Source organism: Microbacterium amylolyticum (genome assembly GCF_011046975.1).
GTDB classification, from domain to species: Bacteria; Actinomycetota; Actinomycetes; order Actinomycetales; family Microbacteriaceae; genus Microbacterium; species Microbacterium amylolyticum.
Window position 1 is genome coordinate 531061 of record NZ_CP049253.1, and the last position, 24450, is coordinate 555510.

At 64.3% G+C, this 24450-nt stretch carries 23 protein-coding genes; 12 read left to right on the forward strand and 11 right to left on the reverse strand.

The window, feature by feature from the left end; translation table 11 throughout:
* The first annotated feature begins 112 nt into the window (after positions 1–112).
* Positions 113–514 (forward strand): RDD family protein, encoded by a 402-nt coding sequence (locus tag G6N81_RS02740; RefSeq protein ID WP_165132725.1) that lies wholly within the window; start codon positions 113–115, stop codon positions 512–514.
* A 16-nt stretch (positions 515–530) separates the two neighbouring features.
* Here the strand turns inward: G6N81_RS02740 and G6N81_RS02745 are convergent, their stop codons facing one another.
* From G6N81_RS02745 to rpsP, 7 genes are read right to left on the reverse strand one after another with little or no spacing between them, the layout of a single operon-like run.
* Complete coding sequence (locus tag G6N81_RS02745) at positions 531–3554, reverse strand: bifunctional [glutamine synthetase] adenylyltransferase/[glutamine synthetase]-adenylyl-L-tyrosine phosphorylase (protein ID WP_165132728.1); 3024 nt, start codon at positions 3552–3554, stop codon at positions 531–533.
* Between the two features lie 4 nt (positions 3555–3558).
* Positions 3559–4893, reverse strand: a complete 1335-nt coding sequence (locus G6N81_RS02750) for a glutamine synthetase family protein (protein ID WP_165132731.1) — start codon at positions 4891–4893, stop codon at positions 3559–3561.
* 40 nt (positions 4894–4933) lie between these two features.
* A complete protein-coding gene (locus G6N81_RS02755; RefSeq protein ID WP_165132734.1) occupies positions 4934–5128 on the reverse strand; it encodes an SPOR domain-containing protein in 195 nt (64 codons plus the stop codon).
* A 9-nt stretch (positions 5129–5137) separates the two neighbouring features.
* Entirely contained in the window at positions 5138–6739 is a 1602-nt protein-coding gene (lnt, locus tag G6N81_RS02760) for an apolipoprotein N-acyltransferase (protein WP_165132737.1), read from the reverse strand.
* Between the two features lie 23 nt (positions 6740–6762).
* A complete protein-coding gene (gene rimM / locus G6N81_RS02765) occupies positions 6763–7335 on the reverse strand; it encodes a ribosome maturation factor RimM (protein ID WP_165132740.1) in 573 nt (190 codons plus the stop codon).
* Positions 7335–7565 (reverse strand): KH domain-containing protein, encoded by a 231-nt coding sequence (locus G6N81_RS02770; protein ID WP_165132743.1) that lies wholly within the window; start codon positions 7563–7565, stop codon positions 7335–7337. Before G6N81_RS02770 ends, rimM begins: the two co-directional genes overlap by 1 nt.
* Positions 7566–7573: 8 nt before the next feature.
* Positions 7574–7993, reverse strand: coding sequence for a 30S ribosomal protein S16 (gene rpsP / locus G6N81_RS02775; RefSeq protein ID WP_165132746.1), 420 nt, complete (start codon positions 7991–7993; stop codon positions 7574–7576).
* Between the two features lie 291 nt (positions 7994–8284).
* Between rpsP and G6N81_RS02780 the strand changes: the two genes are divergently transcribed.
* The 5 genes from G6N81_RS02780 to G6N81_RS02800 all read left to right on the forward strand — a co-directional run bounded on the left by G6N81_RS02780 (position 8285) and on the right by G6N81_RS02800 (position 13119).
* Positions 8285–9316: an iron-siderophore ABC transporter substrate-binding protein gene (locus G6N81_RS02780; protein WP_165132749.1), complete on the forward strand. Its 1032-nt coding sequence runs from the start codon at positions 8285–8287 to the stop codon at positions 9314–9316.
* Positions 9317–9381: 65 nt separating this feature from the next.
* Positions 9382–10347 (forward strand): FecCD family ABC transporter permease, encoded by a 966-nt coding sequence (locus tag G6N81_RS02785; RefSeq protein ID WP_241245037.1) that lies wholly within the window; start codon positions 9382–9384, stop codon positions 10345–10347.
* Positions 10344–11387 carry a FecCD family ABC transporter permease gene (locus tag G6N81_RS02790; RefSeq protein WP_206527895.1) on the forward strand — a complete coding sequence of 348 codons (1044 nt, stop codon included), beginning with the start codon at positions 10344–10346 and terminating at the stop codon, positions 11385–11387. The genes G6N81_RS02785 and G6N81_RS02790 overlap by 4 nt, the downstream gene beginning before the upstream one ends.
* Positions 11384–12223: an ABC transporter ATP-binding protein gene (locus G6N81_RS02795; RefSeq protein WP_165132752.1), complete on the forward strand. Its 840-nt coding sequence runs from the start codon at positions 11384–11386 to the stop codon at positions 12221–12223. Before G6N81_RS02790 ends, G6N81_RS02795 begins: the two co-directional genes overlap by 4 nt.
* The gene (locus tag G6N81_RS02800; RefSeq protein WP_241245038.1) at positions 12220–13119 is read left to right on the forward strand and encodes a siderophore-interacting protein; all 900 of its coding nucleotides are present in this window, start codon (positions 12220–12222) and stop codon (positions 13117–13119) included. Before G6N81_RS02795 ends, G6N81_RS02800 begins: the two co-directional genes overlap by 4 nt.
* A gap of 61 nt (positions 13120–13180) precedes the next feature.
* Here G6N81_RS02800 and G6N81_RS02805 read toward each other — a convergent pair whose 3' ends face one another.
* From G6N81_RS02805 to G6N81_RS02815, 3 genes are all read right to left on the reverse strand, one after another.
* Positions 13181–14911 carry a glycerol-3-phosphate dehydrogenase/oxidase gene (locus tag G6N81_RS02805; protein WP_165132755.1) on the reverse strand — a complete coding sequence of 577 codons (1731 nt, stop codon included), beginning with the start codon at positions 14909–14911 and terminating at the stop codon, positions 13181–13183.
* Between the two features lie 156 nt (positions 14912–15067).
* Positions 15068–16624 carry a signal recognition particle protein gene (gene ffh, locus G6N81_RS02810; RefSeq protein WP_165132758.1) on the reverse strand — a complete coding sequence of 519 codons (1557 nt, stop codon included), beginning with the start codon at positions 16622–16624 and terminating at the stop codon, positions 15068–15070.
* A gap of 20 nt (positions 16625–16644) precedes the next feature.
* Positions 16645–17205, reverse strand: coding sequence for a TetR/AcrR family transcriptional regulator (locus tag G6N81_RS02815; protein WP_165132761.1), 561 nt, complete (start codon positions 17203–17205; stop codon positions 16645–16647).
* A gap of 81 nt (positions 17206–17286) precedes the next feature.
* Between G6N81_RS02815 and lipB the strand changes: the two genes are divergently transcribed.
* From lipB to G6N81_RS02845, 6 genes are all read left to right on the forward strand, one after another.
* Complete coding sequence (gene lipB / locus G6N81_RS02820; protein ID WP_165132764.1) at positions 17287–17922, forward strand: lipoyl(octanoyl) transferase LipB; 636 nt, start codon at positions 17287–17289, stop codon at positions 17920–17922.
* On the forward strand, positions 17919–18908 hold the full coding sequence (gene lipA, locus G6N81_RS02825) for a lipoyl synthase (RefSeq protein ID WP_165132767.1): 990 nt from the start codon (positions 17919–17921) through the stop codon (positions 18906–18908). Before lipB ends, lipA begins: the two co-directional genes overlap by 4 nt.
* An 89-nt stretch (positions 18909–18997) precedes the next feature.
* Positions 18998–20632 (forward strand): ABC transporter substrate-binding protein, encoded by a 1635-nt coding sequence (locus tag G6N81_RS02830; RefSeq protein WP_165132770.1) that lies wholly within the window; start codon positions 18998–19000, stop codon positions 20630–20632.
* Entirely contained in the window at positions 20629–21618 is a 990-nt protein-coding gene (locus G6N81_RS02835; RefSeq protein ID WP_165132773.1) for an ABC transporter permease, read from the forward strand. The genes G6N81_RS02830 and G6N81_RS02835 overlap by 4 nt, the downstream gene beginning before the upstream one ends.
* The gene (locus G6N81_RS02840) at positions 21615–22427 is read left to right on the forward strand and encodes an ABC transporter permease (protein WP_165132776.1); all 813 of its coding nucleotides are present in this window, start codon (positions 21615–21617) and stop codon (positions 22425–22427) included. The genes G6N81_RS02835 and G6N81_RS02840 overlap by 4 nt, the downstream gene beginning before the upstream one ends.
* On the forward strand, positions 22424–23926 hold the full coding sequence (locus tag G6N81_RS02845; protein WP_165132779.1) for an ATP-binding cassette domain-containing protein: 1503 nt from the start codon (positions 22424–22426) through the stop codon (positions 23924–23926). The genes G6N81_RS02840 and G6N81_RS02845 overlap by 4 nt, the downstream gene beginning before the upstream one ends.
* Here the strand turns inward: G6N81_RS02845 and G6N81_RS02850 are convergent.
* Positions 23910–24410: a DUF2004 domain-containing protein gene (locus G6N81_RS02850; RefSeq protein WP_165132782.1), complete on the reverse strand. Its 501-nt coding sequence runs from the start codon at positions 24408–24410 to the stop codon at positions 23910–23912. The two genes, G6N81_RS02845 and G6N81_RS02850, sit on opposite strands and share 17 nt — an antisense overlap.
* Positions 24411–24450 lie beyond the last annotated feature (40 nt).

The window sequence follows — 24450 nt, forward strand, 5'->3', positions numbered from 1 at the left end:
TTCCTGCATGTTACGTGGATGATCGCCGTAAGCGCGAATCCACTCACACGCGCCACGTGCACCCTGCGGCCTGCTCAGCCTCGGTCGAGAAACCGCCCGTAGGCTGTGTCGGGTGAGTTCGCACGAGCGTGAATACGACTATCCCGGCAAGTCGATTGGGCTCCCCCGCAGTGGGTCCGGGAGCATCGCCCCCCTCTCGCGGCGCGTTGGCGCATTCGTCACCGACTGGGTAGCTGTCGTTCTGCTGTCTGTTGCGTTCTTCGACTACAGCTGGTGGTCGACGCTGATGATCTTCGTCATCATCCAGGCGCTCTTTCTCCCGACGGCGAATGGCAGCCCCGGCCACCGCATCTGGCGGCTGCGCGTTGTCCGTCGCGACGGCAGCTGGGTCGGTCCGTGGCGTCCGTTTCTTCGGTCGATCCTGATCGTTCTCGTCATCCCCGCGGTCGTGTGGGACGAGAATCAGCGCGGCTTGCACGACCTTCTGTCCGACACCATGGTGGTACGCGCATAAGGCACGCGCGGTGCCACTAGAGGTCGTAGAAGGTGTCCTCGTAAACGCGGCGGGCCTTTCTCGCCGTCCGGAGCCATTCTTCTTCCACCTCGGCCGCAGATCCCGGTGGGTACTCCAGGATTCGGGCGATGCCGTCGAGCTGCGTGTTGTCTGTCGGAAGGACGTCGCTCGTTCGGCCGGTCAGAAGCGTGTTCGCCGACCGTAGCCGCGTCGCAAGGCGCCACGAGGCACCGAGAGTGCGCGCCTGCTCTGCCGTGAGGAGATCCGCCTCGTAGACGGCCTCGAGCGCCTTCAGCGTTCGCGGCGTGCGCAACTCATCGTTTGCGCCCGCGTGAACATGTTGAATGAGCTGAACGAGCCACTCAACGTCGCTCAGGCCACCCGGTCCGAGCTTCAGGTGCCGCGCGGGATCTACTCCCCCGGGCATGCGCTCGGATTCAACACGCGCTTTGATGCGCTTGATCTCCCGAACATCCGACGTCTTTGCATCGGCGGGATAGCGCACCTCGTCGGCCAGGGTCATGAAGTCATCCAGAAGAGAAGAGGCTCCAGCGACCGGGCGTGCCCGCAACAGAGCCTGAGCCTCCCAGGAGACCGACCACCGCGAATAGTAGGCCCGATATGCGTCCAGCGAGCGCACGATCGGCCCCTTCCGCCCTTCGGGACGCAACTCGGCATCAAGCTCGATGGGGACCCGGCCGTCTTCCACTGCCTCACGAAGTCGCGCAACAATCGCGCGGGCATACGCCTCGGCACGCTCGCGTTCGACATCGCCGGCGCGGAAGACGTACAGCACATCGGTGTCCGAACCGAATCCCACTTCTGCACCGCCGTAGCGCCCCATGCCAATGATCGCGAACTCCAGTGAACGGTCCTCGGCGGGGATCACCTCCCGCTGCACGGCGTGAAGCGCGGCCTGAAGAGTGACATCGGTGATCGTCGTGATCGCCGTTGTCACGTCGCGAATGGACAACACGCCAACGATCGATCCCATCGCGGTGCGCAGGAGCTCGCGACGCCGGATCCCCCTCACCGCGGTCATCGCGTCCTTGAGCGTCGGCCGGCGCTTCTGAATTGCTCGCGCCTCCTGGTCGAGCACCTCATACGTTCGGGGGCGCAACTGCTCATCGCTGTCAAGCCACGCAACCGACTCGGGGATCCACTCCATGAGTTCACCGACGTAACGCGACCCGCTGAGCAGCGTTGTCAGCGACTGAGCGGCACCAGCGGAATCGCGAAGCATCCGCAAGAACCAGGGGCTGTTGCCGAGGCGCTCGCTGATCCGGCGATAGGCAACAAGGCCGTAGTCGGGATCGACGCCCTCGGCGAACCACCGGAGCATCACGGGCATCAGCGTGCGCTGCACGGTGGCCTTGCGGCTGACACCGCGTGTGAGCGCACCGATGTGACGAAGAGCGCTCTTCGCGTCGCGGAAGCCGATCGCCGCGAGGCGTGCGTGTGCCTCTTCGCCCGTGAGGTGCCCGGCGTCGTCGGACATCGTCGCCACGGCCGTGAGTAGTGGTCGGTAGAACAGCCGCACGTGGATGTCCCGCACTTCAGCCTTGACGCGACGCCATGTTTTGACGACGTCGTCCGCTGTCCCTCCCGCTGCCCGAGGATCCGGGTCAAACATTCCCGTGGCGCGAGCGAGGATTCGGAGTTGCTCGTCGTCATCGGGCATGAGGTGCGTTCTGCGCAACTGCTGCAACTGCAACCGGTGCTCGAGCAGGCGAAGAATGCGGTAGTCGGTGGCGAAGGACGCCGCATCGGCACGGCCGATGTACCCGCGGTCCATGAGCAGATCGAGCGCGTCGAGGGTTCCGCGCGTGCGCACAGAATCGTCCGTCTGCCCGTGTACAAGCTGAAGGAGCTGCACCGTGAACTCAACGTCTCGAAGCCCACCGGCACCGAGCTTAAGCTGACGCTCGGCCTCGCTATCCGCGATGTGATCACTCACGCGTTCGCGCATCGCTTGAACGCTCGGGACGAATCCTTCGCGCGAAGCGCTCTGCCACACCATCGGCCGCGTCGCATCCACATACGCCTGCGCGAGATCGTGATCGCCCGCCAGGGCGCGCGCTTTCAGGAGCGCCTGAAACTCCCACGAGTGAGCCCAGCGCTGGTAGTACGCGATGTGCGACTCGAGCGTCCGAACGAGCGCTCCCTGCCTTCCCTCCGGACGTAGGTTCGCGTCGACTTCCCACAGAGGAGGTTCCGTTTCGAAGCTGCTGATGCCGCGCATCGTCTGCTTCGCCAGATCCGTCGAAATGTCGATGATCTGCTGCTCTGAAAGCTCGGCGCCCTCTGCGCTGCCGCCAACAAAAATCACGTCAACGTCAGAAACGTAGTTGAGCTCCTGTGCCCCGGCCTTTCCCATTCCGACGATGCCGAGCTTCACGGCACGCACGTCCTCAACGGGATAGCGCGTCGATCCCAATGTTTCCGTGGAAATGGCAGTTCGCGCGACGGCCAGCGAAGCATCAAGAGCGGCGCCCGACGCGTCGGAAAGAGCAGAGGCAACCGCCCGCATGGCCTCAACAGGATCGGGCGCGGACAGGTCATATGCCGCAATACGCATCAGCACACGCCGGTAAGACACGCGGAGAGCGTTCCACGCATCCTCACCGGCGCTCGCCGCGAATCCCTCTCGTTCGCCAACCGACTCGCGGAGCTCGCGACGCATGTCCTCCGCATTCGGCAGATGTGCGCCAGCTGTCAACAAATCCCGTGCATGCGCGGGATGGCGGAGCAGGAACTGTCCGAACCCTTGCGAGGCGCCGAGCACGCGCCACGCCGTGACAGATCCATCATCGTCCGTCAGCACATCACGAATCGGAGACGCATCCCGCCTGGCTACCGAGACGAGGGCGTTGACCGCCCCGTCGGGGTCGGCCGCAACGCGCGCGTCTTCCATGAGGCGCTCCCGCGCCACGCCCGAGAGCTCCGCGAGCTCGTCAATGGCGTTCGCGGATGCGCTCAGCTCCGCGAAGCCCGCCTTGGCGAGCGTGGAGCGGATGGATCGACGTTCTGGCAGAGTCACCGGCTCAAATGATGTCGAGCGTCGTCTTGAGCTCGTACGACGTCACCTGCGCACGGTACTGCTCGAACTCACGACGCTTGTTGGCGAGAACATAGCTGAAGACCTGCTCGCCCAGCGTTTCGGCGACCAGTTCGGATTCCTCCATGCGCCCGATGGCCTGGTCAAGGCTGGACGGCAACGGGCGGTATCCGAGTGCCCGCCGCTCTGACTCGCTCAGCAGCCAGATGTTGTCCTCTGCCTCCGGCGGCAGCTCATATTCGTTCTCGATGCCCTTGAGGCCGGCGGAGAGCATCAGCGCATACGCCAGATACGGGTTGGCTGCGGAGTCGACGCCACGGTGCTCGATCCGCGCGGACTGGCCCTTGCCGGGCTTGTACATGGGAACGCGCACGAGAGCCGAACGGTTGTTGTGCCCCCAGGCAACGTAGCTGGGAGCTTCGTCGCCACCCCAGACGCGCTTGTAGGAGTTCACGAACTGGTTCAGCACGAGAGAAATCTCGTCGCTGTGCTTGAGCAGACCGGCGATGAAATGACGCCCCGTCTGCGACAGCTGATGCGTTGCCGATTCTTCGTACATCGCGTTGGTGTCGCCCTCAAAAAGCGACATGTGCGTGTGCATTCCGCTTCCCGGAGCTCCGGCGAGCGGCTTTGGCATGAACGTGGCGTAGACGCCCTGTTCGATGGCAACTTCCTTCACCACCGTACGGAAGGTCATGATGTTGTCCGCCATGGTCAGACCATCCGCGTATCGCAAGTCAATTTCGTTCTGTCCCGGGCCGCCCTCGTGGTGGCTGTACTCGACAGAGATGCCCAGGTCTTCCAGCATGCGCACGGCGCGGCGGCGGAAATCGTGGGCCGTTCCCCCGGGAACGTTGTCGAAATATCCGGCCTGATCGACCGGAACTGGAGGCTCACCCGGCGCACCCTTCTTGAAGAGATAGAACTCCATCTCAGGGTGTGTGTAGAAGGTGAAACCCGCATCGGCAGCGCGCGAGAGCGTGCGCTTGAGGACATTTCGCGGGTCTGACACGGCCGGCAAACCATCGGGCGTCGTGAGGTCGCAGAACATACGAGCCGTCGGATCGACGTCGCCTCGCCATGGGAGGAGCTGGAACGTTGTGGGGTCGGGGTGTGCCAGCAGATCGCTCTCGTGCACGCGCGTGAGGCCCTCGATCGCCGAGCCGTCGAATCCGATTCCCTCGGAGAACGCGCCCTCCACCTCGGCGGGAGCGATCGCAACCGATTTCAACGTGCCGATAACATCCGTGAACCATAGGCGGACGAACTTCACGCCGCGTTCCTCGATCGTCCGGAGCACGAAATCCTGCTGCTTGTCCATACGATCACCCTAGGGCATCACGGGGACGGGATCGTGGCGTTTAGGACCCTCCCTCACGCCATTCTTTTTCAGCTTCTTCGTCCTCCCGCCACGCGTCGGCGCGCTCGCGGAGGATGTCGGGAGCACGCGCGGCCTCATCCCGCGTGGAAAATGGGCCTGCAAGCTCAAGAGAGCCGGACTGTTTGCCCTCTTCGACCTCACCGGTTCGCATGTTGTACCAGAACTCCGTCGCCATCCTTCTACGTTAGGTCGACGTATGGTGCGACACGCCAGAGGAGGCTTTCGGCGCCATTCTCCGGCCGCGGATACCGCACGCGATCAGGCCGGCGAGCGGCAGGAGAATCAGCGCCACACGAATCCCCTGGCCGGCAACGACCGCGGGCGTGAGCCCCTCCCTGAGCTCAACGTCGGCGATGATCAGGCCTGGTTCGTTCTCGGGGATTTCCGCAGTTGTCGTGCCGTCGGACGAGATCACCTGGCTGGTTCCCACTGTGGAGATGTTCACGACGCTGCGACCCGTTTCGATCGCGCGCATGCGGGCGAAGGCGAGCTGCTGCTGGTTCTCATCCGTACCGCGGAAGTCGGCGTTGTTCGTCTGGAACATATACACCTGTGCACCGCCATGCGCACCCTCCCAGACAAGATCGTCGAAGAGGACATCGAAGCAAATCGCGAGGCCGATAGGAACGGGCCCGGATGCCGTGGGAACGGTAATCACGGGTTCGTCGCGTCCCGGCTCGTATTCGCGCTGAATCATTTCGATCAGAGACGGAACGACACGAGCGTAGAGCTCGCGTTGCGGAACATACTCACCGAACGGCACCGGGTACCGTTTTGCGTGCTGCTCCCCCGGGCCGTCCTGCGTCCACAGCATCGACGTATTGAAGATCAACTCGCCATTCGCCATCGCCGCGTTCAACAGAATCGGTGCGCCGAGCTGCCGCACGGCACCATCGAGTTCGCGCATTGCATCACGGTTGCGCAGCGGATCGGCGTCCACTCCACCCTCCGGCCAGAGAACCACGTCGACGCTGTCGTCTGCGATGGGCGCCGATGCGCGCAGTTGGGCGTTCAGAACATCCAGGTACTCGCGCTGATCAAGGTACGCAGCAGGCCCGTCACCCTGCACCGCTCCCACGCGAATCGAGCCTGCATCCGCGGTAGGGAACTGCGGAACGACCGCGAGCAGCACGAGGAGTCCGGCGGGCCAGCAGGGCGCGAGCCAACTTCGGCGCGCCGTTGGCTGGCGCGCCGTGACGCGAACTGCCTCGATGGTGCTTGTCACGACGAGCACCATCACAAAAGTGAGACCCGCGACGCCTGTCCACGACGCAACCGGAGCGAGCGGGCCCTCTGCCTGGCTCATCCCCAGGCGTCCCCACGGAAAGCCTCCGTAGGGCCACGACCCCATGATCAGCTCACGCGTGGTCCAGACGCCAGCGGAAAGGAGCGCCGTCACGACAATCCGAGCTGGCCCGTCGGCGATTGCTCGTGGCACCCACCGGTACACCAGCATGATGAGAATTGCGCCAAGGCCCGTAAACACCGTCTCAACGGAGGCGAGTGCCACCCACGGAATCCATCGCAGCGGATGGTCGCCGAGAAAGCTCGCGGCCCAATCGACGTGAGGGAAGTAGAAGCAGGTGCCGAAGGCAACGCCCGTGAAGAACGCACCGACCGAGCTCCGGCCGATCAGGGAAACGAGCCCCAATGCGACCGCAACAAAAGCGAGCGGCCATATTCCCAGCGAGGGGAACGAGGCGTCGAGGGCGAGGCCGCCGGCAGCTGCAGCCACGAGGGCCGCCCAGAGCGGGAGAACGGGCCGAACGGAGGAATTCTGGTGCACCCGAACGAGCCTATTCGACAGACCTAAGCCTGCTCGGCCCCGTGATCTTCTTCGAGATCTTCTAGCAGCCCTGGCGGCGGGGTCAGAATGACACGTCCGGCTGCGAGGTCTACCTCGGGGACGATCGCCTGGACAAACGGCACCATGAGCTCGCGATTATCGTCACCGATGATGAGCAGATCCTGCGCTGGCAGGTGCTCGACGCGGATGATGCGCCCAACGCTCGTACCATCGCGAACGGCGTCAAGTCCGATCAGTTGATGGTCGTACCAGGCTTCTGGCTCGTCGGACGGCTGGTCTTCCTGGTGGTCGACCCAGAGGATCGCGCGCACGAGGCTCTCGGCCTCCGTGCGGTCTTCGACTCCCGAGAAGAAGATGATGGGGCTCTGATTCATCCAGCGGAACTCGCTGACGACGACGGTCTTGCGGTGCCACTTCGAGTGTTCAGGAACCTGAAGGGTGAACGTCGCGCCCGGCGTGAACCGGCCGTCGGGATCATCCGTGTAAAGCTCGAGCTTCAACGCGCCCTTCAGTCCGTGCGCTTTGAGCACACGGGCGACGCGGAGCTGGTTCTTGGGGACCTTGGCGGTGGTCATCAGTCGTCGGCGACGTCAACGCGCACGCGACGGTCGGACGCGAGGGCAGAAACGACGGTTCGCAGCGCTTTGGCTGTGCGGCCGCCGCGCCCGATCACGCGTCCCCTGTCGGCCTCGGAGACGTGGACTTCTAGCACGTCACCTCGAGGCGATGAGGTCTCGTCGATACGGACGGCGTCGGGTTCGTCGACGATGCCCTTGACGATGTGTTCGAGCGCAGCAGCCAGCACGATGCGAATTACTCCGCGGACTCGGTGGCGTCAGCCGCGGGAGCCTCGGCAGCAGCCGTTGCGGGCTCCTCTGCCTTCTTCGCCTGGGGCTTAACAACCGACTTCTTGGAGGAGTCGGCCGAGTAGGCCTCCTTCTCACCAGCAACCTTGAGCGTGCTCTTGGCGTCCTTGTCGCCCTTGAACTTGCCCCAGTCACCCGTGATCTTGAGGATGGCAGCAACCTGCTCTGTCGGCTGTGCGCCAACGGAGAGCCAGTACTGCGCACGCTCGGAGTCGACCTCGATGAACGAGGGGTTCTCGATGGGGTGGTACTTACCGATCTCCTCGATCACACGACCATCGCGCTTGGTGCGCGAGTCGGCGACGACGATGCGGTAGTACGGCGCACGGATCTTGCCGAGTCGCTTCAGACGGATCTTGACAGCCACGATTCTCCTGTGGTTTGAAAGTGGTGAACAAACTGATCGCCCTGCGCGTGGGGTCATGCACGCTGGCGGAAGCTCACAAAGGGTTGGTCGCTGCGCCAGATAGAGGGTCGAGCGCGCGTTCCAACTCTTCATTCTGCCAGATCGCCCGGCGGAGCGCGAACCATGCGGCTCCGCGTTTCCTGGTGATCTGCGAGAAACCCGCATTCAGTTTGCAAATCAGCGTGTATTAGGTAAGCCTTGCCTCTGCTCCACAGTTGGGGGAGCTCACCGTCACTTTGAGGAGAGGCGCACGTGCGCACATCACGCTGGATCGCCGCATCTGCTGTCGCGGCCCTGTCAATCGGCGTCGCCGCCTGCGGAACAAATAGTGTTCCCGAGGAGAACGCTGGCGACGCAACGCCGGCTGCGGCAGGCACAACGGTTGTTGAACACGCCTACGGTTCCACACCGATCAACGGTCAGCCTGAGCGGGTCGCCGCGATCGGCTGGGGCAATGCCGAGGTCGCCCTTGCGCTCGGAATCGTTCCGGTCGGAATGGCCGAACAGTCGTACGGCGACGAAGACGGGGACGGCGTCCTCGGCTGGTCAGCGAGCGCCATCACGGAACTCGGCGGAGAAACGCCGGTCCTGTTCGATCAGACCGACGGTGTCGATTACGAGGCAATCGCCGCCACGGCACCCGAGGTCATCCTCGCCGCCTCGTCGGGAATCACCCAGGAAGAGTACGACGAGCTCAGCCGTATCGCACCGACGATCGCCTTCCCCGGACTGCCCTGGGGAACCACCTGGCGCGACACGATTCTCACCAACGCTGCCGGGCTCGGACGCAAGGCTGAAGGCGAGGCGCTCGTCGACAGCTTCGAGGAGTCCCTTGCCGCCGTGAGAGAGTCCCACCCGGAGTTCGCCGGGACAACCGCCGCATGGCTCTACTTCACGCCCAGCGATCTCGGCCAGGTCGGCGTTTACACGGCAAACGACTCGCGCGCCGCATACCTCGAAGACCTCGGCCTCGAACACGCCCCGAGCGTGCTGGATCTCTCGGAAGGATCCACCTCCTTCTACGAAACGATCAGCGCCGAAAACGCCGACATGCTCGCGGACGCCGATGTGATTATCGGCTATGGCAATGACGAGCTCCTCACCGCTTTGCAGGCGGATCCCCTTCTCGGCGCCATCCCCGCAATCGAGCGTGGTTCGGTTGTTCTCATCGAAGACGGCAGCCCCCTTTCGGCTGCTGTTTCGCCCCCGTCTGCGCTCACGCTCGACGCGTTCCTGGACGAGTACGTCGGGTTGATCTCAGACGCCGTCCCATCGGGCGAGTGACACAACGCACAGGAGCGCCGGGCCGGGCAGGGAACACTTCCCGCGCCCGGCGCGACGCTCCGATCGTGGCGGCGTTCGCCGTTGTGATTGCCGCTGCGCTTTCTGTCTCGTTCGGGGCGCGGGACGTCGAGATCAGCGACATCTGGGTTGCTCTGTCATCCAGCGATACGTCCGATTTCTCGGTCGTCGCCGTTCGTGAACGCCTGCCGCGAACCGTTCTCGCCCTTGTGGCCGGCGCCGCGCTCGGAATAGCGGGCGCGCTGATGCAAGCAATCACCCGAAATCCCCTTGCCGACCCCGGAATTCTCGGCATCAACACCGGCGCAGCGCTCTTCGTCGTCAGCGGAATCGCCTTCTTCGGTATACAGACGCTGAATCAGTACATCTGGCTGGCGCTCGCAGGGGCGGCGCTGACAGCGCTGCTCGTCTACGCCATCGGCTCATCGGGTCGAGGAGGCGCCACGCCACTCAAACTCGCGCTTGCCGGCGCCGCCACAACGGCCGCCCTGTCGTCACTCGTGAGCGCCGTCCTCCTCCCCCGCACCGAGGTCATGAATGTCTTCCGCTTTTGGCAGGTAGGCAGCGTCTCCGGCGCCGAGTGGCCAGCGCTTGCGCAGATCGCCCCGCTGCTCGCCGGAGCCGCTCTGCTCGGATTCGCCCTCTGTGGGCCGATCAATGCCCTTGCGCTGGGCGACGATGTCGCAGCGGGGCTGGGGGTGAACGTGGCGGCCGTTCGTGCCCTCGCGGCCGTCGCGGGCGTTGTTCTGTGCGGAACCGTCACAGCCGTCGCCGGCCCGATTGCGTTCGTCGGCCTCATGGTTCCGCACGCCGTACGGCCCCTGACCGGCCCGGACATGCGCTGGCTCCTCCCTACCTCAGCGCTGGCAGGCGCCGTTCTACTCACGGTCGCGGATGTCATCGGGCGCATCCTCGGACGTCCGGGCGAACTCGAAGCCGGCATCGTGACCGTTGCCCTCGGCGCTCCCGTTCTGATCATGATCGCGCGACGGGCAAAGGTGCGTGAACTGTGAGCGCTGTGCAGGGACTTTCCGTCGCCACGCGCGCGATCCGAGAAACCCGCTCGCGCACCGCGCGCCACCGCCGCCGCACGATCGGCGCACTCACGGTGATCACGGTGGCGCTCTTCTTCGCGGCTCTGTCGATCGGTGACACCGTCTACGGAGCAGACGTCGTTCTCGCCGTGTTGCGGGGTGATGACGTCCCCGGTGCCTCCTACGCGATTGGGGAGCGGCGCCTTCCGCGGGCGCTCATTGCTGTTCTCGCGGGTGCCTCCTTCGGCATTGCCGGAACGACATTCCAGACGATGCTCCGCAATCCGCTCGCCAGCCCCGATGTGATCGGCATCACCTCCGGGGCGGGCGCGGCCGCCGTGGCCTGCATCGTGGTCTTCGGGTTCTCTGGCACGGTCGCGATGACGACGGCGTTGATCGCCGGCCTCATCACGGCACTGGCCATCACCCTTCTCGCCCGCGGCGGCCCCGCGACCGGCGCCCGGCTCATCCTGATCGGCATCGGCGTTGGCGCGCTCCTCGACGCCGTTGTCCAGTATCTGCTGCTCCGCGCCGACCAGTGGAACGTCCCTGCCGCCTTGCGCTGGCTGAGCGGATCGTTGAATCAGAGCTCCTGGAGTGCGCTCTGGCCGCTCCTCATCGCCGTCGCCGCTCTTCTTCCTCTGGCGCTCGTGCTCGGACGCTCGCTGCGCCCCCTCGAACTCGGTGACGACACGGCTTCCGCACTCGGGATTCGTCTTCAGCCCACACGTCTCGCCCTCATTCTGTGCGCCGTTGGGCTCGTATCCTTCGCGACCGCAACAACCGGTCCGATTGCTTTTGTTGCCTTCCTCTCGGGACCGATTGCTCGTGGGCTCACCGGCCGAGCCGGATCGCCGATGATCCCCGCCGCGCTTGTCGGAGCGTGCCTTGTGCTTGCTGCTGACCTCGTTGGGCAACACGCGCTTCCGGTGACATATCCCGTCGGTGTCGTCACGGGCGTCGTCGGTGCGCCCTACCTCCTCATCCTGCTCACCCGCATGAACCGGACACGCTCATGACAACAGACCACGCCCTCATCACAACGAATCTCAGCTCCGGCTACGACGGTCGGACCGTCACCACGGGAATCGACCTGGCCGTTCCTCCCGCTAAGATCAGCGTGATCGTCGGAGCCAACGCGTGCGGAAAGTCAACGCTGCTGAAAACGATGGCGCGCCTCCTTCCCCCATTGCAGGGTTCGGTTTTCCTCGACGGGAAGGCCATTCAGAAGACGCCGAGCCGTGAGCTGGCACGCACGCTGGGCCTGCTTCCACAAACCCCCCTCGCGCCCGAGGGCATCACGGTAGCCGATCTGGTCAGCAGGGGCAGACACCCGCACCAAAAGCTGTTCCGCTCGTGGACGGCGCATGACGAACGCGCGGTCGCCGAGGCATTGACCCAGACGGGCACCGCCGAGCTCGCCGGGCGAGCAGTCGATGAGCTCTCGGGAGGACAACGACAGCGCGTGTGGATCGCGATGGCGCTCGCCCAAGAAACTGATGTGCTCCTCCTGGACGAGCCGACGACGTATCTGGACCTCGCGCACCAGGTGGAGGTGCTCGATCTCCTAACAGACCTCAATCGGTCACGCGGAACCACGATCGTCATGGTGCTCCACGACATCAACCTCGCTGCACGCTACGCCGACCATCTCTTCGCACTGCGCGATGGGCATCTCGTCGCCGACGGTTCACCGAACGATGTCCTTTCCGAGAAGCTCATCTTCGATGTTTTCGGCTTGCAGTCAACCGTGATGTCGGATCCGGTGTCGCTGACACCACTGGTCCTCCCCCGCGGACGGCACCACGTGCTCTCCGCGGATCTGACACCCCAAAGCGAAGGAGTCTCTCCGTGACCGATCCTCTCCCCATGCGGTTCTTCCGCGTCACTGTGACGCGAGTGAACGACATCACCCCGAGCTTTCGGCGTGTGACATTCACGGGCGATGACATCGACGAATACGGCGACCCCGGCTTCGATCAGCGCGTCAAGATCGTGTTTCCCACGCCGACCGCACCTCTCGAGGCGATGCCGATGGGCACCGACTGGTACACGGAGTACCGCAATATGGAAGCATCCCTCCGCCCTGTCTTTCGCACCTACACCACCCGCGCCGTGAGAAAGGGTGAGGTGGACATCGACATGGTGCGCCACGCCGTTGATGGTCCGGCCTCGGAATGGATCGATACGGTCGAGCCCGGCGACGAGGTGTTAATCCTCGGTCCGACCGTCCACAGCAACGGCAACATGGGTGTGGATTTTGTCCCACCGGCGCACATCGATGATCTGCTGCTTGTGGGTGATGAAACGGCAGCTCCGGCGATCGCCGTGATTCTCGAGCAGCTCCCTCGCGATGCGCGCGGCGTCGTGGTCCTTGAGGTACCGGACGACAGGGACTGCGCGTATCTGCCCGCGCATCCCGGATTTCAGATCCACGCGATGGGCCGGGGATCGACCCCACGCCACGCACAGCTGACCGCCGCCGTTGAGCGACACGCGGCTGCTCTCTGCCCCGATGGTCGAGGGTCAGATGTCGAGGAGATTGATATCGACCGCGACATTCTGTGGGAAGTGCCCCGAACCGCGAAGGGTGGAGCCGCCCTCAAGAGCGCTCCGCTGTACGCCTGGGTGGCTGGAGAGGCCTCGGCGGTGAAGCTCATCCGGCGCCACCTCGTGCGCGAGATCGGGATCGACCGCCGCGCCGTTGCCTTCATGGGCTATTGGCGCGAGGGACGAGCCGAAGGCCAGTAACGCACAGCGAGCGGTTCCGGCCCCCAAAAGGTGGATCCGGAACCGCTCGCGTCATCGCTCGTTAGCGGGCGCCTGCCATGTCCTCTGAGTCGACGTCAACTCCGTGCTCCTCGCGCAGCGTTGTCGCCGTTCGACGAACCTCCTCCGCACGACGCTCGTCGTCCCATCCGAGAAGCGGCGCAAGCGCGGTCGAAATCGCCTCAAGCTCAGCGCGCGTGGCATCACCGGTGAAGGCGATCGACGTGCGCCGGAACAGCACGTCTGTCAGGTGCACGACGTGCTCGCGCTCCACCATCCAGAGTAACTCACGCGTTGACAGGGCGTTTGTTCCAACGGGCTCGTCGTGGTCGTCCTCGATGAGGTCCCAAACACGCTCCGCGCGGGTTCCGTATCGCTGAAGCAGAATGTCCCCACGGTCTCCGGCGCCGGGGACGCGAGAACGAAGCCACACCTCGCGGCTGCGATCGGAGAGGGGGTAGTCCCGTCCCCCACCAATAGCCCGGCCCTTCGTCTTCACGACACGCGGCACGCTGAGCATGTCGAGCACAACGTCACCCAGCGATTCGCCGAGCGCGCGGAACGTGGTCCACTTCCCTCCGACAAGGCTCACGACCGGGGTACGGTCGTCACCCGCCTTGCCACTGGTCTCTACGCGATAGTCGCGCGAGATTTGCCCGGCACGCGACGCATCGCTGGCAGGGAGCGGACGAATTCCGCTGAAGCGATAGACGATCTGATCCCGGGAAACGGGGATATCGGGGAACACACTCGCCACCAGCTCGAAGAAGTAGTCAACCTCTTCTTCTGTGCAGCGTGCGGGCTCGCGGGGGTCGGCGGGGATATCGGTTGTTCCCACCATCACGCGACCCTTGAGCGGGTAGATGAGAACGACACGGCCATCGGAGTGCTCGAAGAAGATCTCACGGCCGCCAGTCGCCTCGGAAAGCTCGGGGTTGTCGAGAACGATGTGCGAGCCCTTCGTTCCCCCCATGAAGCCAGTCGGTTCACCGAACGCCTCGTTCGTGAGGTCGGTCCACGGGCCCGAGGCATTGACGATCACATCAGCCGCGATCGTGAACTCGGTTCCCGTCTCGCGGTCCCGCACAACGACGCCGTTGTCTGTTCGTCCGATTGCCTCGACGTAGTTGAGAGCACGTGCACGGCGATTCGCCTCGAGACCATCGTTCAGCACGTCCAGAGCAAGGCGCTCGGGGTCGTGCATCGACGCGTCGAAGTACGTGGCGGTGTACTTCAGGTCCTTGTTCAGGCGAGGAAGCTCCGCGAGCGATGCTTTGCGTCCGCGGAATCGGTGCCACGGGGTGGATCGTCCTGCGCTCGCGAAGACGTCGTACAGAACGAGGCCGACCTTAATCAGGAGCGCGCCGCGCTCCGTCTGCTTCACGGACTTGCGGCGGAAGAAGAACTGCATCGGCGCGTTGAGGAGGCCCGACCAGAACGAGTAGATCGGGATCGTCGTTCGCAGCGGTTTCACGAAGTGCGGCGCCGTCTTCAGGAGGTCGTTTCGCTCCGTAACGGACTCGTGCACGAGTCGGAACTCGCCGTTCTCGAGGTAGCGAATGCCGCCGTGCACCATGTGGCTTGAGGCTGCGGAAGCGCCGGAGGCGAAGTCATCCCGTTCGATGAGGACAACGTCAACGCCCTGCAACGCCAGATCACGGAACGTGGCGATGCCGTTGATCCCGCCGCCAACGATAACGACTTGCGCGCGACCGCGGTCGCGGACGTCAGCAACCTGCTGACGCTCTTGTGTGCTCTGCGTTGAGGTACCCATACGACTACTCTGCGCGGGTCGGGAATTCCGCGCAAGACGATCGCACAAACGTGCAGGGGATCCATCGCTCCCGAGAATCCGCCCTGCCAGACGCATCAGAATCAGAGAACGAATGAGGGCCGCGGGGCTGATGCCCTGCGGCCCTCACACGAGAGGTCAGTTCTTGCCGAATAGCTTTTGAATCTCGGCCAGCTCCGCTTCGCTCGCCTGCGGAGCGCCGCCCCCCAGCCCAAAGCCCGAGCCCGAAGCGGTCACAGGAGCATCGTCGCCTTGCTGAGCGCGCTTGGCCGGGTTACCGGAACGCTTTTGCGGTGGCCCACCGGCCTTTTTGACCTTCTTGCGCTTCGATGACGCCCCTGGCTTCATGCCCGGCATCGCTCCCATGCCCGGAATTCCTGCCGATTCCCCGCGCGCGACCTTCTTCATCATCTTGGCGGCCTGCTCGAAGCGATTCACGAGCTGGTTGACCTCAGTCACGGTCACACCCGAGCCGCGGGCGATCCTCGCACGACGCGATCCGTTCAGAACCTTCGTGTTGTGGCGCTCCGCCGGGGTCATCGAACGGATGATCGCTTCTGTACGGCCGATCTCGCTGTCGTCGAAGTTGTCGAGCTGCTGTTTCATCTGGCCGCCCATGCCCGGCAGCATGCCGAGCATCTTCTTCATCGACCCCATCTTCTTGAGCTGCTGCATCTGCTCAAGGAAATCGTCGAGAGTAAAAGCGTCGGTCGCGAGTTTCTCGGCAACCTTTCGCGCTTCTTCTTCGTCGAAGTTCTGCTGGGCCTGCTCGATCAGGGTGAGGATGTCACCGAGATCAAGAATGCGGCTGGCCATACGATCGGGGTGGAAGTCTTCCAGATCGTCGAGGCCTTCACCGGTAGAGGCGAAAACGATCGGGCGCTGGGTCAGTGACGCCACGGAGAGCGCGGCGCCGCCACGCGTGTCGCCGTCGAGCTTCGACAGAACAACACCCGTGAAGTCAACGCCCTCCAGGAAGGCCTTCGCGGTATTCGCCGCATCCTGACCAATCATCGAGTCGATGACGAAGAGAACCTCGTCCGGACGGGTCGCGGTGCGGATGTTCGATGCCTGCCGCATCAGTTCCTCATCGATACCGAGCCGTCCGGCGGTGTCGATGATGACGGTGTCGTACTGCTTTTGCTTGGCGTGTTCGACGCCCGCTTTCGACACCGCGATCGGGTCACCGACGCCGTTGCCTGGCTCGGGCGCGAAAATGCTGGCATCCGCCTGCTCGGCGACAACCTGCAACTGGTTCACGGCATTCGGTCGCTGAAGGTCGGCCGCCACCAGAAGCGGTGTGTGCCCGTCCTTCTGCAGCTTTTTCGCGAGCTTGCCGGCGAATGTCGTCTTACCCGAGCCCTGAAGGCCGGCAAGCATGATGACGGTCGGGGGTGTTTTGGCGAACTGCAGCTTTCGCTGCTCACCACCCAAGATGCCGACGAGTTCCTCATTGACGATCTGGACGACCTGCTGAGCCGGGTTGAGCGCCTTATTAACCTCGTCCCCGAGCGCGCGCTCGCGCACCTTCGCCGTGAACGCCTTCACGACCTCAAGGGCGACGTCGGCGTCCAGCAGAGCGCGCCGAATCTCGCGCACCGTGCCGTCGACATCTGCCGCGGAAAGCTTTCCCTTCGTACGAAGGTTTTTGAATGTCTCGGTGAGACGCGAGGAGAGATCGCCGAATGCAGCCATGATGAGGCGATTTTACCGCGTTATGAGCGACCAACCTCCGATACGGCTTTCAGCGCGCGTCGGACGTGTGCATCGAGCAGCTCCGTTCCCGCTCCGCTGAGCGCCCACGAGCGCAGCGCAGCGATGACAGCGGCGCCATACGCTCCCCCGAATACGGCGGCCTCCATGGGGCGCAGGCCCGCCGCCTCGAGAGAACGTGCCGCAATCGTGGCGATGCGACTCATCCGCACCGCCGACTCCACCTCGAGGTGCTGTTCGATCCGCATTGCGGCGCCGTTCGCGAATGCCAGAGCGAGAGCGTCGGGGGCAAAGCCGTCTGCGAGGTGCCCGATTGCTTCCTCGACGTTCATCCCGGAATCAACCGCATCGCGGACTCGGTCGATTCTCTCGTCCAGCCCGCCCCACAGCAGCTCGGCCTTCGTGGACGCGTAGTTGAAGAAACTTGATCGCGCCACGCCCGCCCGACGCGCAATCTCCGTTACGGAGGTCTCGTCGTAACCACTCTCAAGAAAGAGCTCACACGCCGCCTCCGCCAGCATTTCTCGCGTGATGGCCTTCGGTCGACCTCGTGGTTTTGTCACTCGTTGAGCGTACGACGCCACGCCTCATACAGACATCAGGGTCTATTCTTGGACGCAGTGCAACAATCACCAGGAGAAGCGATGATCGATGTAGTCGAGGCCGGCTTCGCGCCCACCCTCATCCCCTACCTCGAAGGGTGGGAGCTCCAGAAACGGATTCATAGCGAGGTCGTCCGCGGCGAGCGCCCCGAGACGCTGATCCTCCTCGAACACGAATCGGTCTTCACCGCCGGTTCGCGAACGCTCGACAGCGAACGGCCCGCACACAGCTCAATCCCTGTCATCGATGTCGATCGCGGCGGAAAGATCACGTGGCACGGACCAGGGCAGCTCATCGGCTACCCGATTATGCGCGTTGCGGAACGTGGAGACGCGGTCACCCTGGTACGCCGCATCGAGACCCTCCTCATCGGGGTCGCTGAGGATCTGGGTATCGAGGCCACCCGCATCAGAGGACGCAGCGGCGTATGGACGCCCGATGGTGCGGCGAAGATCGCGGCGATCGGAATGCGCGTCGAAAAGGGCGTCACGATGCACGGCTTCGCACTGAACTGCGCGGGCTCACTCGCCGCCTACGACGACATCGTCGCCTGCGGCATCACCGACGCTGGCGTCACAACGCTGTCGCTCCTGAGCGGACGTGAGATTTCGCCCGCGCAGGTGAAGGACGCTGTCTCGGGCGCCTTCCGCAACGAGATGGAAAGGATTCCCGCATGACAACGGCCCCCAACGGGAGAAAACTGCTGCGGCTCGAAGTGCGCAACGCAGAAACGCCAATCGAGAAGAAGCCGGAGTGGATCAAAACGCGTGTGAAACAGGGGCCCGAATATCGGGACCTCCAGGCGCTCGTCAAGAGTGAAGACCTGCACACGGTCTGCCAGGAGGCGGGGTGTCCGAACATCTTCGAGTGCTGGGAGGACCGCGAGGCAACGTTCCTCATCGGCGGCTCGCAGTGCACAAGGCGATGTGATTTCTGCCAGATCGACACGGGCAAGCCGGCCGACTATGACACGGACGAGCCGCGCCGCGTTGCGGAGTCGGTCCAGCGCATGGGCCTGCGGTACGCCACCGTCACGAGCGTCGCCCGCGATGATCTTCCCGATGAGGGCGCATGGCTTAATGCGGAGACGGTTCGGCTCATCCACGAAAAGAACCCCGAGACGGGCGTGGAGCTCCTCGCGAACGATATGTCCGGTAACCCCGCACATTTGAGCCAGGTGTTCGATGCGCGCCCCGAGGTGTTCGCTCACAACGTCGAGACGGTTCCCCGGGTGTTCAAGCGGATCCGGCCCGCGTTCACGTACGAGCGCTCCCTCGGGGTGCTCACCCAGGGACGCGACGCCGGGCTGATCACCAAGTCCAACCTGATTCTCGGCATGGGAGAAGAGCCAGAGGAAGTCGTCGACGCGCTGCGTGATCTGCGGGAAGCAGGGTGCGACATCATCACACTGACGCAGTATCTGCGCCCCTCCCCTCGTCACCTGCCCGTTCAGCGCTGGGTAAAGCCGAGCGAGTTTGTCGAGCTGAAGAACGTGGCCGAGGACATGGGCTTTCTCGGTGTTCTGGCGGGTCCGCTCGTGCGGTCGTCGTACCGCGCCGGGCGTCTCTGGGCGAAGTCCATGCGCGAAAAGGGACGAGAGATTCCTCCCCATCTCGCGCACATCGCGGAAAGCGCGGAAACGGAGTTCGCCCAGGCGGTGTAGCCCCGGCTGGAATACCACGCAGCACGCGCGGGTTAGGGTGGACGTCGGTCTTTTCTGGACCGCGTCCACCCTTTGCCCTCTGGGGAGCCATGCGCACTACTCATTTTGCTTTTCCCGTTCTTTCGCTCGCGGCCGTGGCGGCCCTCGTGGCTGGGTGCACCTCCAGCAACGATCTGGCTGGCGAGAGCACAGCCGTCGACGGCGGGACGCTCGTCTATGCGACCGGCGATGCGGAGCCCAGCTGCCTCGACCCGCATGTTGGCGGAAACTACCCTCAGGCCCTGATCTCGACGCAGTACCTCGAGCCGCTCTTCGGCCGTTCGGCTGACGGAACCATCGTTCCGTGGCTCGCACAGTCGGCCGAAGCATCAGAGGATGGCCTCACCTGGGACATCACCCTGACCGAGGGTGTGTCGTTCTCGGACGGAACGGCCTTCAACGCCGAGGCCGTCAAGGTCAACATCGAGCGACTCCAGGACCCCGACACCGCCAGCTCAACCGGCTACCTCGCCGTCGAGCAGGTCGACGAGGTTGTCGTCATCGATGACACACACGTGCGTTTGCTCCTGTCGACGCCAAAATCGGCCCTGCCAGAAGTGCTCAGCCAGCAGTGGACCGCGATGCAGTCTCCGACCGCCCTCGCGCGCGACGTTGAGGCCAACTGCCAGGCTCCGGTCGGAACGGGGCCCTTCGTCGTTGAGAGCTGGACCCCACAGGAACAGGTCTCGCTCGTTCGCAACGATGCGTATGTCTCCACCAACCCGGCAGCCGACCACGACGGCCCCGCGCACCTCGATCGTATTGAGTGGCGCTTTATCCCCGACGCCGCAACGCGCCAGGCAGCGCTGAGCTCCGGCGAGGTGAACGTGATCGACAATCCTCTTCCCTCGGACATCGCTGCGGCGAGTGCCCAGGGCATTGGTCACATTGATGCGCCGCGCCCCGCATCGTCGAACCGCATCGAGCTGAACACGGCGCAGACACCGTTCGATGACGAGCGCGTTCGTGAAGCGTTCGCCCGCAGCGCGGATCCTGATCCCGGGATCGATACCCTCTTCGCGGGAGTTACCACTCGCTCGTACTCGGCGCTGTCGAGCGTGGAGCCGGCCGCGTACTCCGATGAGGCGCTGTTTTCTGTCGACATCGACCGCTCCAACGCGCTGCTCGATGAGGCGGGCTGGACGGAACGCGACGATGACGGAACGCGGATGAAGGACGGTCAGCGACTTTCCGTTCGCTTCCCCGTTTCGACGAACCAGTCGACCGCCGCCGAACAGTCGCTGTTTGAGCAGATTCAGTCAAACACCGCCGGCGTCGGCTTCGATGTGCAGCTGACCCCGATGGATCTTTCCAGCTGGTACGGCGCGCTCGGTGAGCACGCATACGAGGCTGTTTCGGCGCCCTATACAACGGTGGGCCCCGACGTTCTGCGGATTCTGTATCACTCCGATGGCACGATCCCCGCTCCGTCGGGATACTTCGCCAACCACGCGATGCTGCGCGTCGATGAGCTGGACGAGGCGCTCGAGGCTGCTCTGGCCACAACAGACGAGGACGAGCGGACAGCGCTCTACGCAGAGGCCCAGGAGATCATTCTCGGCACCTACGCGATCGTTCCCCTCTACGACCAGCAGAACCACTTCCTGACCCGGGGTGTCACCGGAGTAGAAACCCTCCACACCATTTCGACGCCGACGATGATCAATGCTCAGCTGACGGAATGATCGCGGTACTGCGCTGGACCACGGCGAAGGCGGCGTCCGCCGTCGTCGTGGTCTGGATCGTTGCGACGCTCGTTTTCTTCGCCGTTCGCGCCTCCGGGGACCCGCTCGAGGCGATCCTCGGCGGACCGGGGTCGCAGGCAGGACCGGAGACGATCGCCGCGGCGACAGCGCGGTATGGGCTCGACCAGCCCCTGGTGACGCAGTATCTGCTGCAACTACGCGACATCGCCACTTTGCAGCTGGGAGACTCGTACGCTCGTCGGCAGCCTGTTGCAGAGCTGGTTATCGCACAACTCCCCTCCACGCTCCTGCTGGCTGCCCTTGCGCTCGCCCTGGCGTGGGCGCTGTCCATCTCAGGGGCGCTGATCCAGGCGGTGTCCCGCGGAGTGGCCGGACGGGCGGCAGCGGCCGTTCTCCGCGGATGTGAGATCGTCGCGAGCGTGATGCCACAGTTCTGGCTGGGGGCGGTCCTCATCATGGTGTTCGCCGCCGGTCTGGGCTGGCTTCCCGCCACGAGCACGGGAACCTCCCCCGCATCCCTCGTGCTGCCCGTTGTCACTCTCGCCGTTCCGATCGCAGGGTTTCTCTCTCAGGTCTCGCGGGATGCACTCGCAGAAGCGGACCAGGCACCTTTCGCGATCACGGCCAGAGCGCGCGGCGCCAGCGAGACACGGGTGCTACTACGTCACACTCTGCGGCATGCGGCGCTTCCGGCGCTTTCTCTCTCCGGTTGGGCCTTCGGCAACCTCCTCTCGGGTGCCGTTGTCGTCGAGGTGCTCTTCGCTCGCCCCGGGCTCGGCCGGCTCCTGCAGGATGCGGCCGTACAACGGGACGTGCCCGTGATGATTGGCGCGGTGGCAATCGTGGCGATTGCCTATGTGATCGTTGTCATCATTACCGATGCTCTCGAGCTCGTCGTTGATCCTCGATTGCGGCGTCAACACGTGTCGAAACAGCGCTCTCCGGAGCTCGGGGTCGGCTCATGACATATCTGCTCGGCAGACTCGGCGTTCCCGGGATCCTTGCGGCGTGTGTTGTCGCGCTCATCATCGGCGCCGTCGCCTTCCCCGGCATCCTTGCTCCAGGAAACCCGCTCGCGGTCTCTCCCGCGGACGGATTCCAGGCGCCGTCGCTGCCTCACCCCTTCGGCACCGATGAGTCAGGGCGAGACGTTCTCACCCGTGTCATCCACGGAGCATCAGCATCCGCTGGTATCGGCCTTGCCGCCACAAGCCTCGGCATGGGAGTGGGCCTTGTGCTGGGGTTCGCCTCCGGAGCCGGACCGCGGTTGCTCGATCGTGGGTTGGCCCGCATCATCGAAGTTCTCTATGCGCTGCCCACCCTGGTCATGGCGCTGCTCTTCGTCGCCATCATGGGCGCCGGCACGACGAGCTCCGTTCTCGCCATCGGTCTGGCAACCGCGCCGGGGTACGCCCGCATCATTCGCTCGCGTGTGAGAAGTGTCGTGCGGAGTGACTATGTCGCATATGCCCGCCATGAGGGAGCCTCTGCCGCAACAGCCCTCGTGCGGCATGTTGTTCCGAACACTCTCGGTCCCCTCATCGCGATGATCACGCTCGGGGTCGGACAGGCGATCGTCTGGGTGTCAGCCCTGAGCTTTTTGGGTCTTGGCGCCGAGCCGCCGAGTCCCGAGTGGGGATCGATGCTCAACGCTGGTCGTGTCTACATTTCGTCCGCATGGTGGATGACACTGTTCCCCGGACTAGCCATCGTTGTCACAGCCACCGCACTGACCGTTCTGGGACGCCGGCTGTCAGGAGGGAGCGGAACATGACGCTTCTGCGCGTTCAGGGCCTCTCGGTGTCGATGCGCGGCGCCGGAGAGATCTTGAGCAGGATCTCACTGTCCGTCGAACCCGGCTCGGCGCTCGGCATTGTCGGCGAATCGGGTGCGGGGAAGTCAGTTCTTGCCCGCACCCTGCTGGGACTCACGCAGGCAGAACCCTCCGCGCGCGTTTCCGCGTCCGAGCTCTCGTTCGACGGAGCGGATCTGCGACGCGCCTCACAGCGCACGTGGCGCCGTCTGCGCGGCCGGCACATCGGCCTCGTCCTGCAGGACGCTCTGCAATCACTCGACCCCCTGCGAACGATCGAACGGGAGGTCGGTGAGTCCCTCGCCATTCAGCGGGTTCCGCGCGCAGAACGGCGCACGCGTGTCGTCGCCGCATTAACACGGGCGGGCCTCCCCGACGCCGCGTCGCATCTGCGCCAACGGTCCGAAGATCTCTCGGGAGGTATGCGACAGCGGGTCCTCATCGCGTCCGCGATCGTCGGAGGAACCCGGTTGATCATCGCGGACGAGCCGACAACGGCGCTCGACGCGACGACCGCGGTGAAGGTGCTCGACCTCCTCTCCTCCCTGCGCGATCAGGGCGCCGGAGTGATCCTCATCACGCATGATGTCGCGGCCATCCGCCGCGTCGCCGATCACGTCGCCGTTCTCGACAGGGGAAGGATCGTTGACAGCGGAACCGCACGGCGCGTCCTTACCTCCCCTGGCCACGCCACAACGCAGGCGCTTCTCGCCGCTGTTCCACACGGAGCGAAAGCGGACACCCACGTGGCACAGCCGAGTGCGACCCCTCGCCTCGCCGCACGGGACATCACCCGCCGGTACGGCGACGTCACCGCCGTCGATAGTGTTTCCCTCGCGGTCGCTGACGGCGAGGTCATGGGCGTTGTCGGAGAGTCCGGATCCGGCAAAACAACCCTCGCGCGGATCCTCGTCGGTCAGGAGCAGCCGGACACCGGCCAGGTGACGCACGAAGGCGCTCGCATCCGCCTCATCCCCCAGGACCCTCTCGGCTCTTTCGATCCGCGATTCACGGTCGAACGAATTCTCCGTCATGCTCGCCGCTCGGACGCCCCCGAGCCGGCGGAGTTGCTAAAAACGGTCGGCCTGGACGCCACGGTGCTCCGCCGCGTGCCTCGGTTCCTCTCGGGCGGCCAGCGTCAGCGCGTCGCGATCGCTCGCGCTCTGGCTGCGCGGCCGGACATTCTGGTGTGCGATGAGCCGGTTTCCGCCCTCGATATGACGACACAGGCCGGAATCCTGAACCTGCTTCTCGACCTGCAGAAGCGTGAACGGCTCTCGATGATTCTGATTTCTCACGACCTCGCAGTGGTGAGAAAGCTCAGCGACCGGGTCATCGTGATGCGGCATGGGCGCATCGTGGACGAAGGCACAACCGAGGACGTCTTCCGCGCACCCACGAACGCCTTTACGCGGGAACTCATCGCGGCGTCAGACCCCGGTGTCAATCCGCGTTCGTGACCGACTGAACCGTGCCGTCGCTGCCGAAGTTCACGAGAAGAATGTCGTCCGTCTCATCGGGGTCGAGCGCATACTCCAAAACAGCGAACGGGTCGGAGCCGCCATGCTCGTCGGGCAGAATCGTCATGCTCATGAGCGTGAGCGAACGGATAATGTCGACGGGCGCATCGCCGGAAACATCGACCAAGATGTCATCGATCGATCGCCCATAGCGCTCCGTCATCATCAGGATGAACTCTGTGACGTCGCTCGCGCGATTGTCGACCTCCCCCAGCATCGCGTTGCGCGCGCGGCTATCGACTTCTTCCAGACCTGCCACCATGGACGCCGCAGCATCCAGGCCATCCATGGTCACGTCGAGTTCGTCAGGCGCGGTGAGATCGACCGTGACCCGCATATCCCCCAGATCGACGTTCTCCGACCAGAAGATCGCGCCGTCTGGCCCCGTCTCGAGAAGCCCGAAGAAGTCGTGTTCGATCGCCATGCCCCTAGCCAACCACTTCATGGCGGCGTTTGGGGCCATA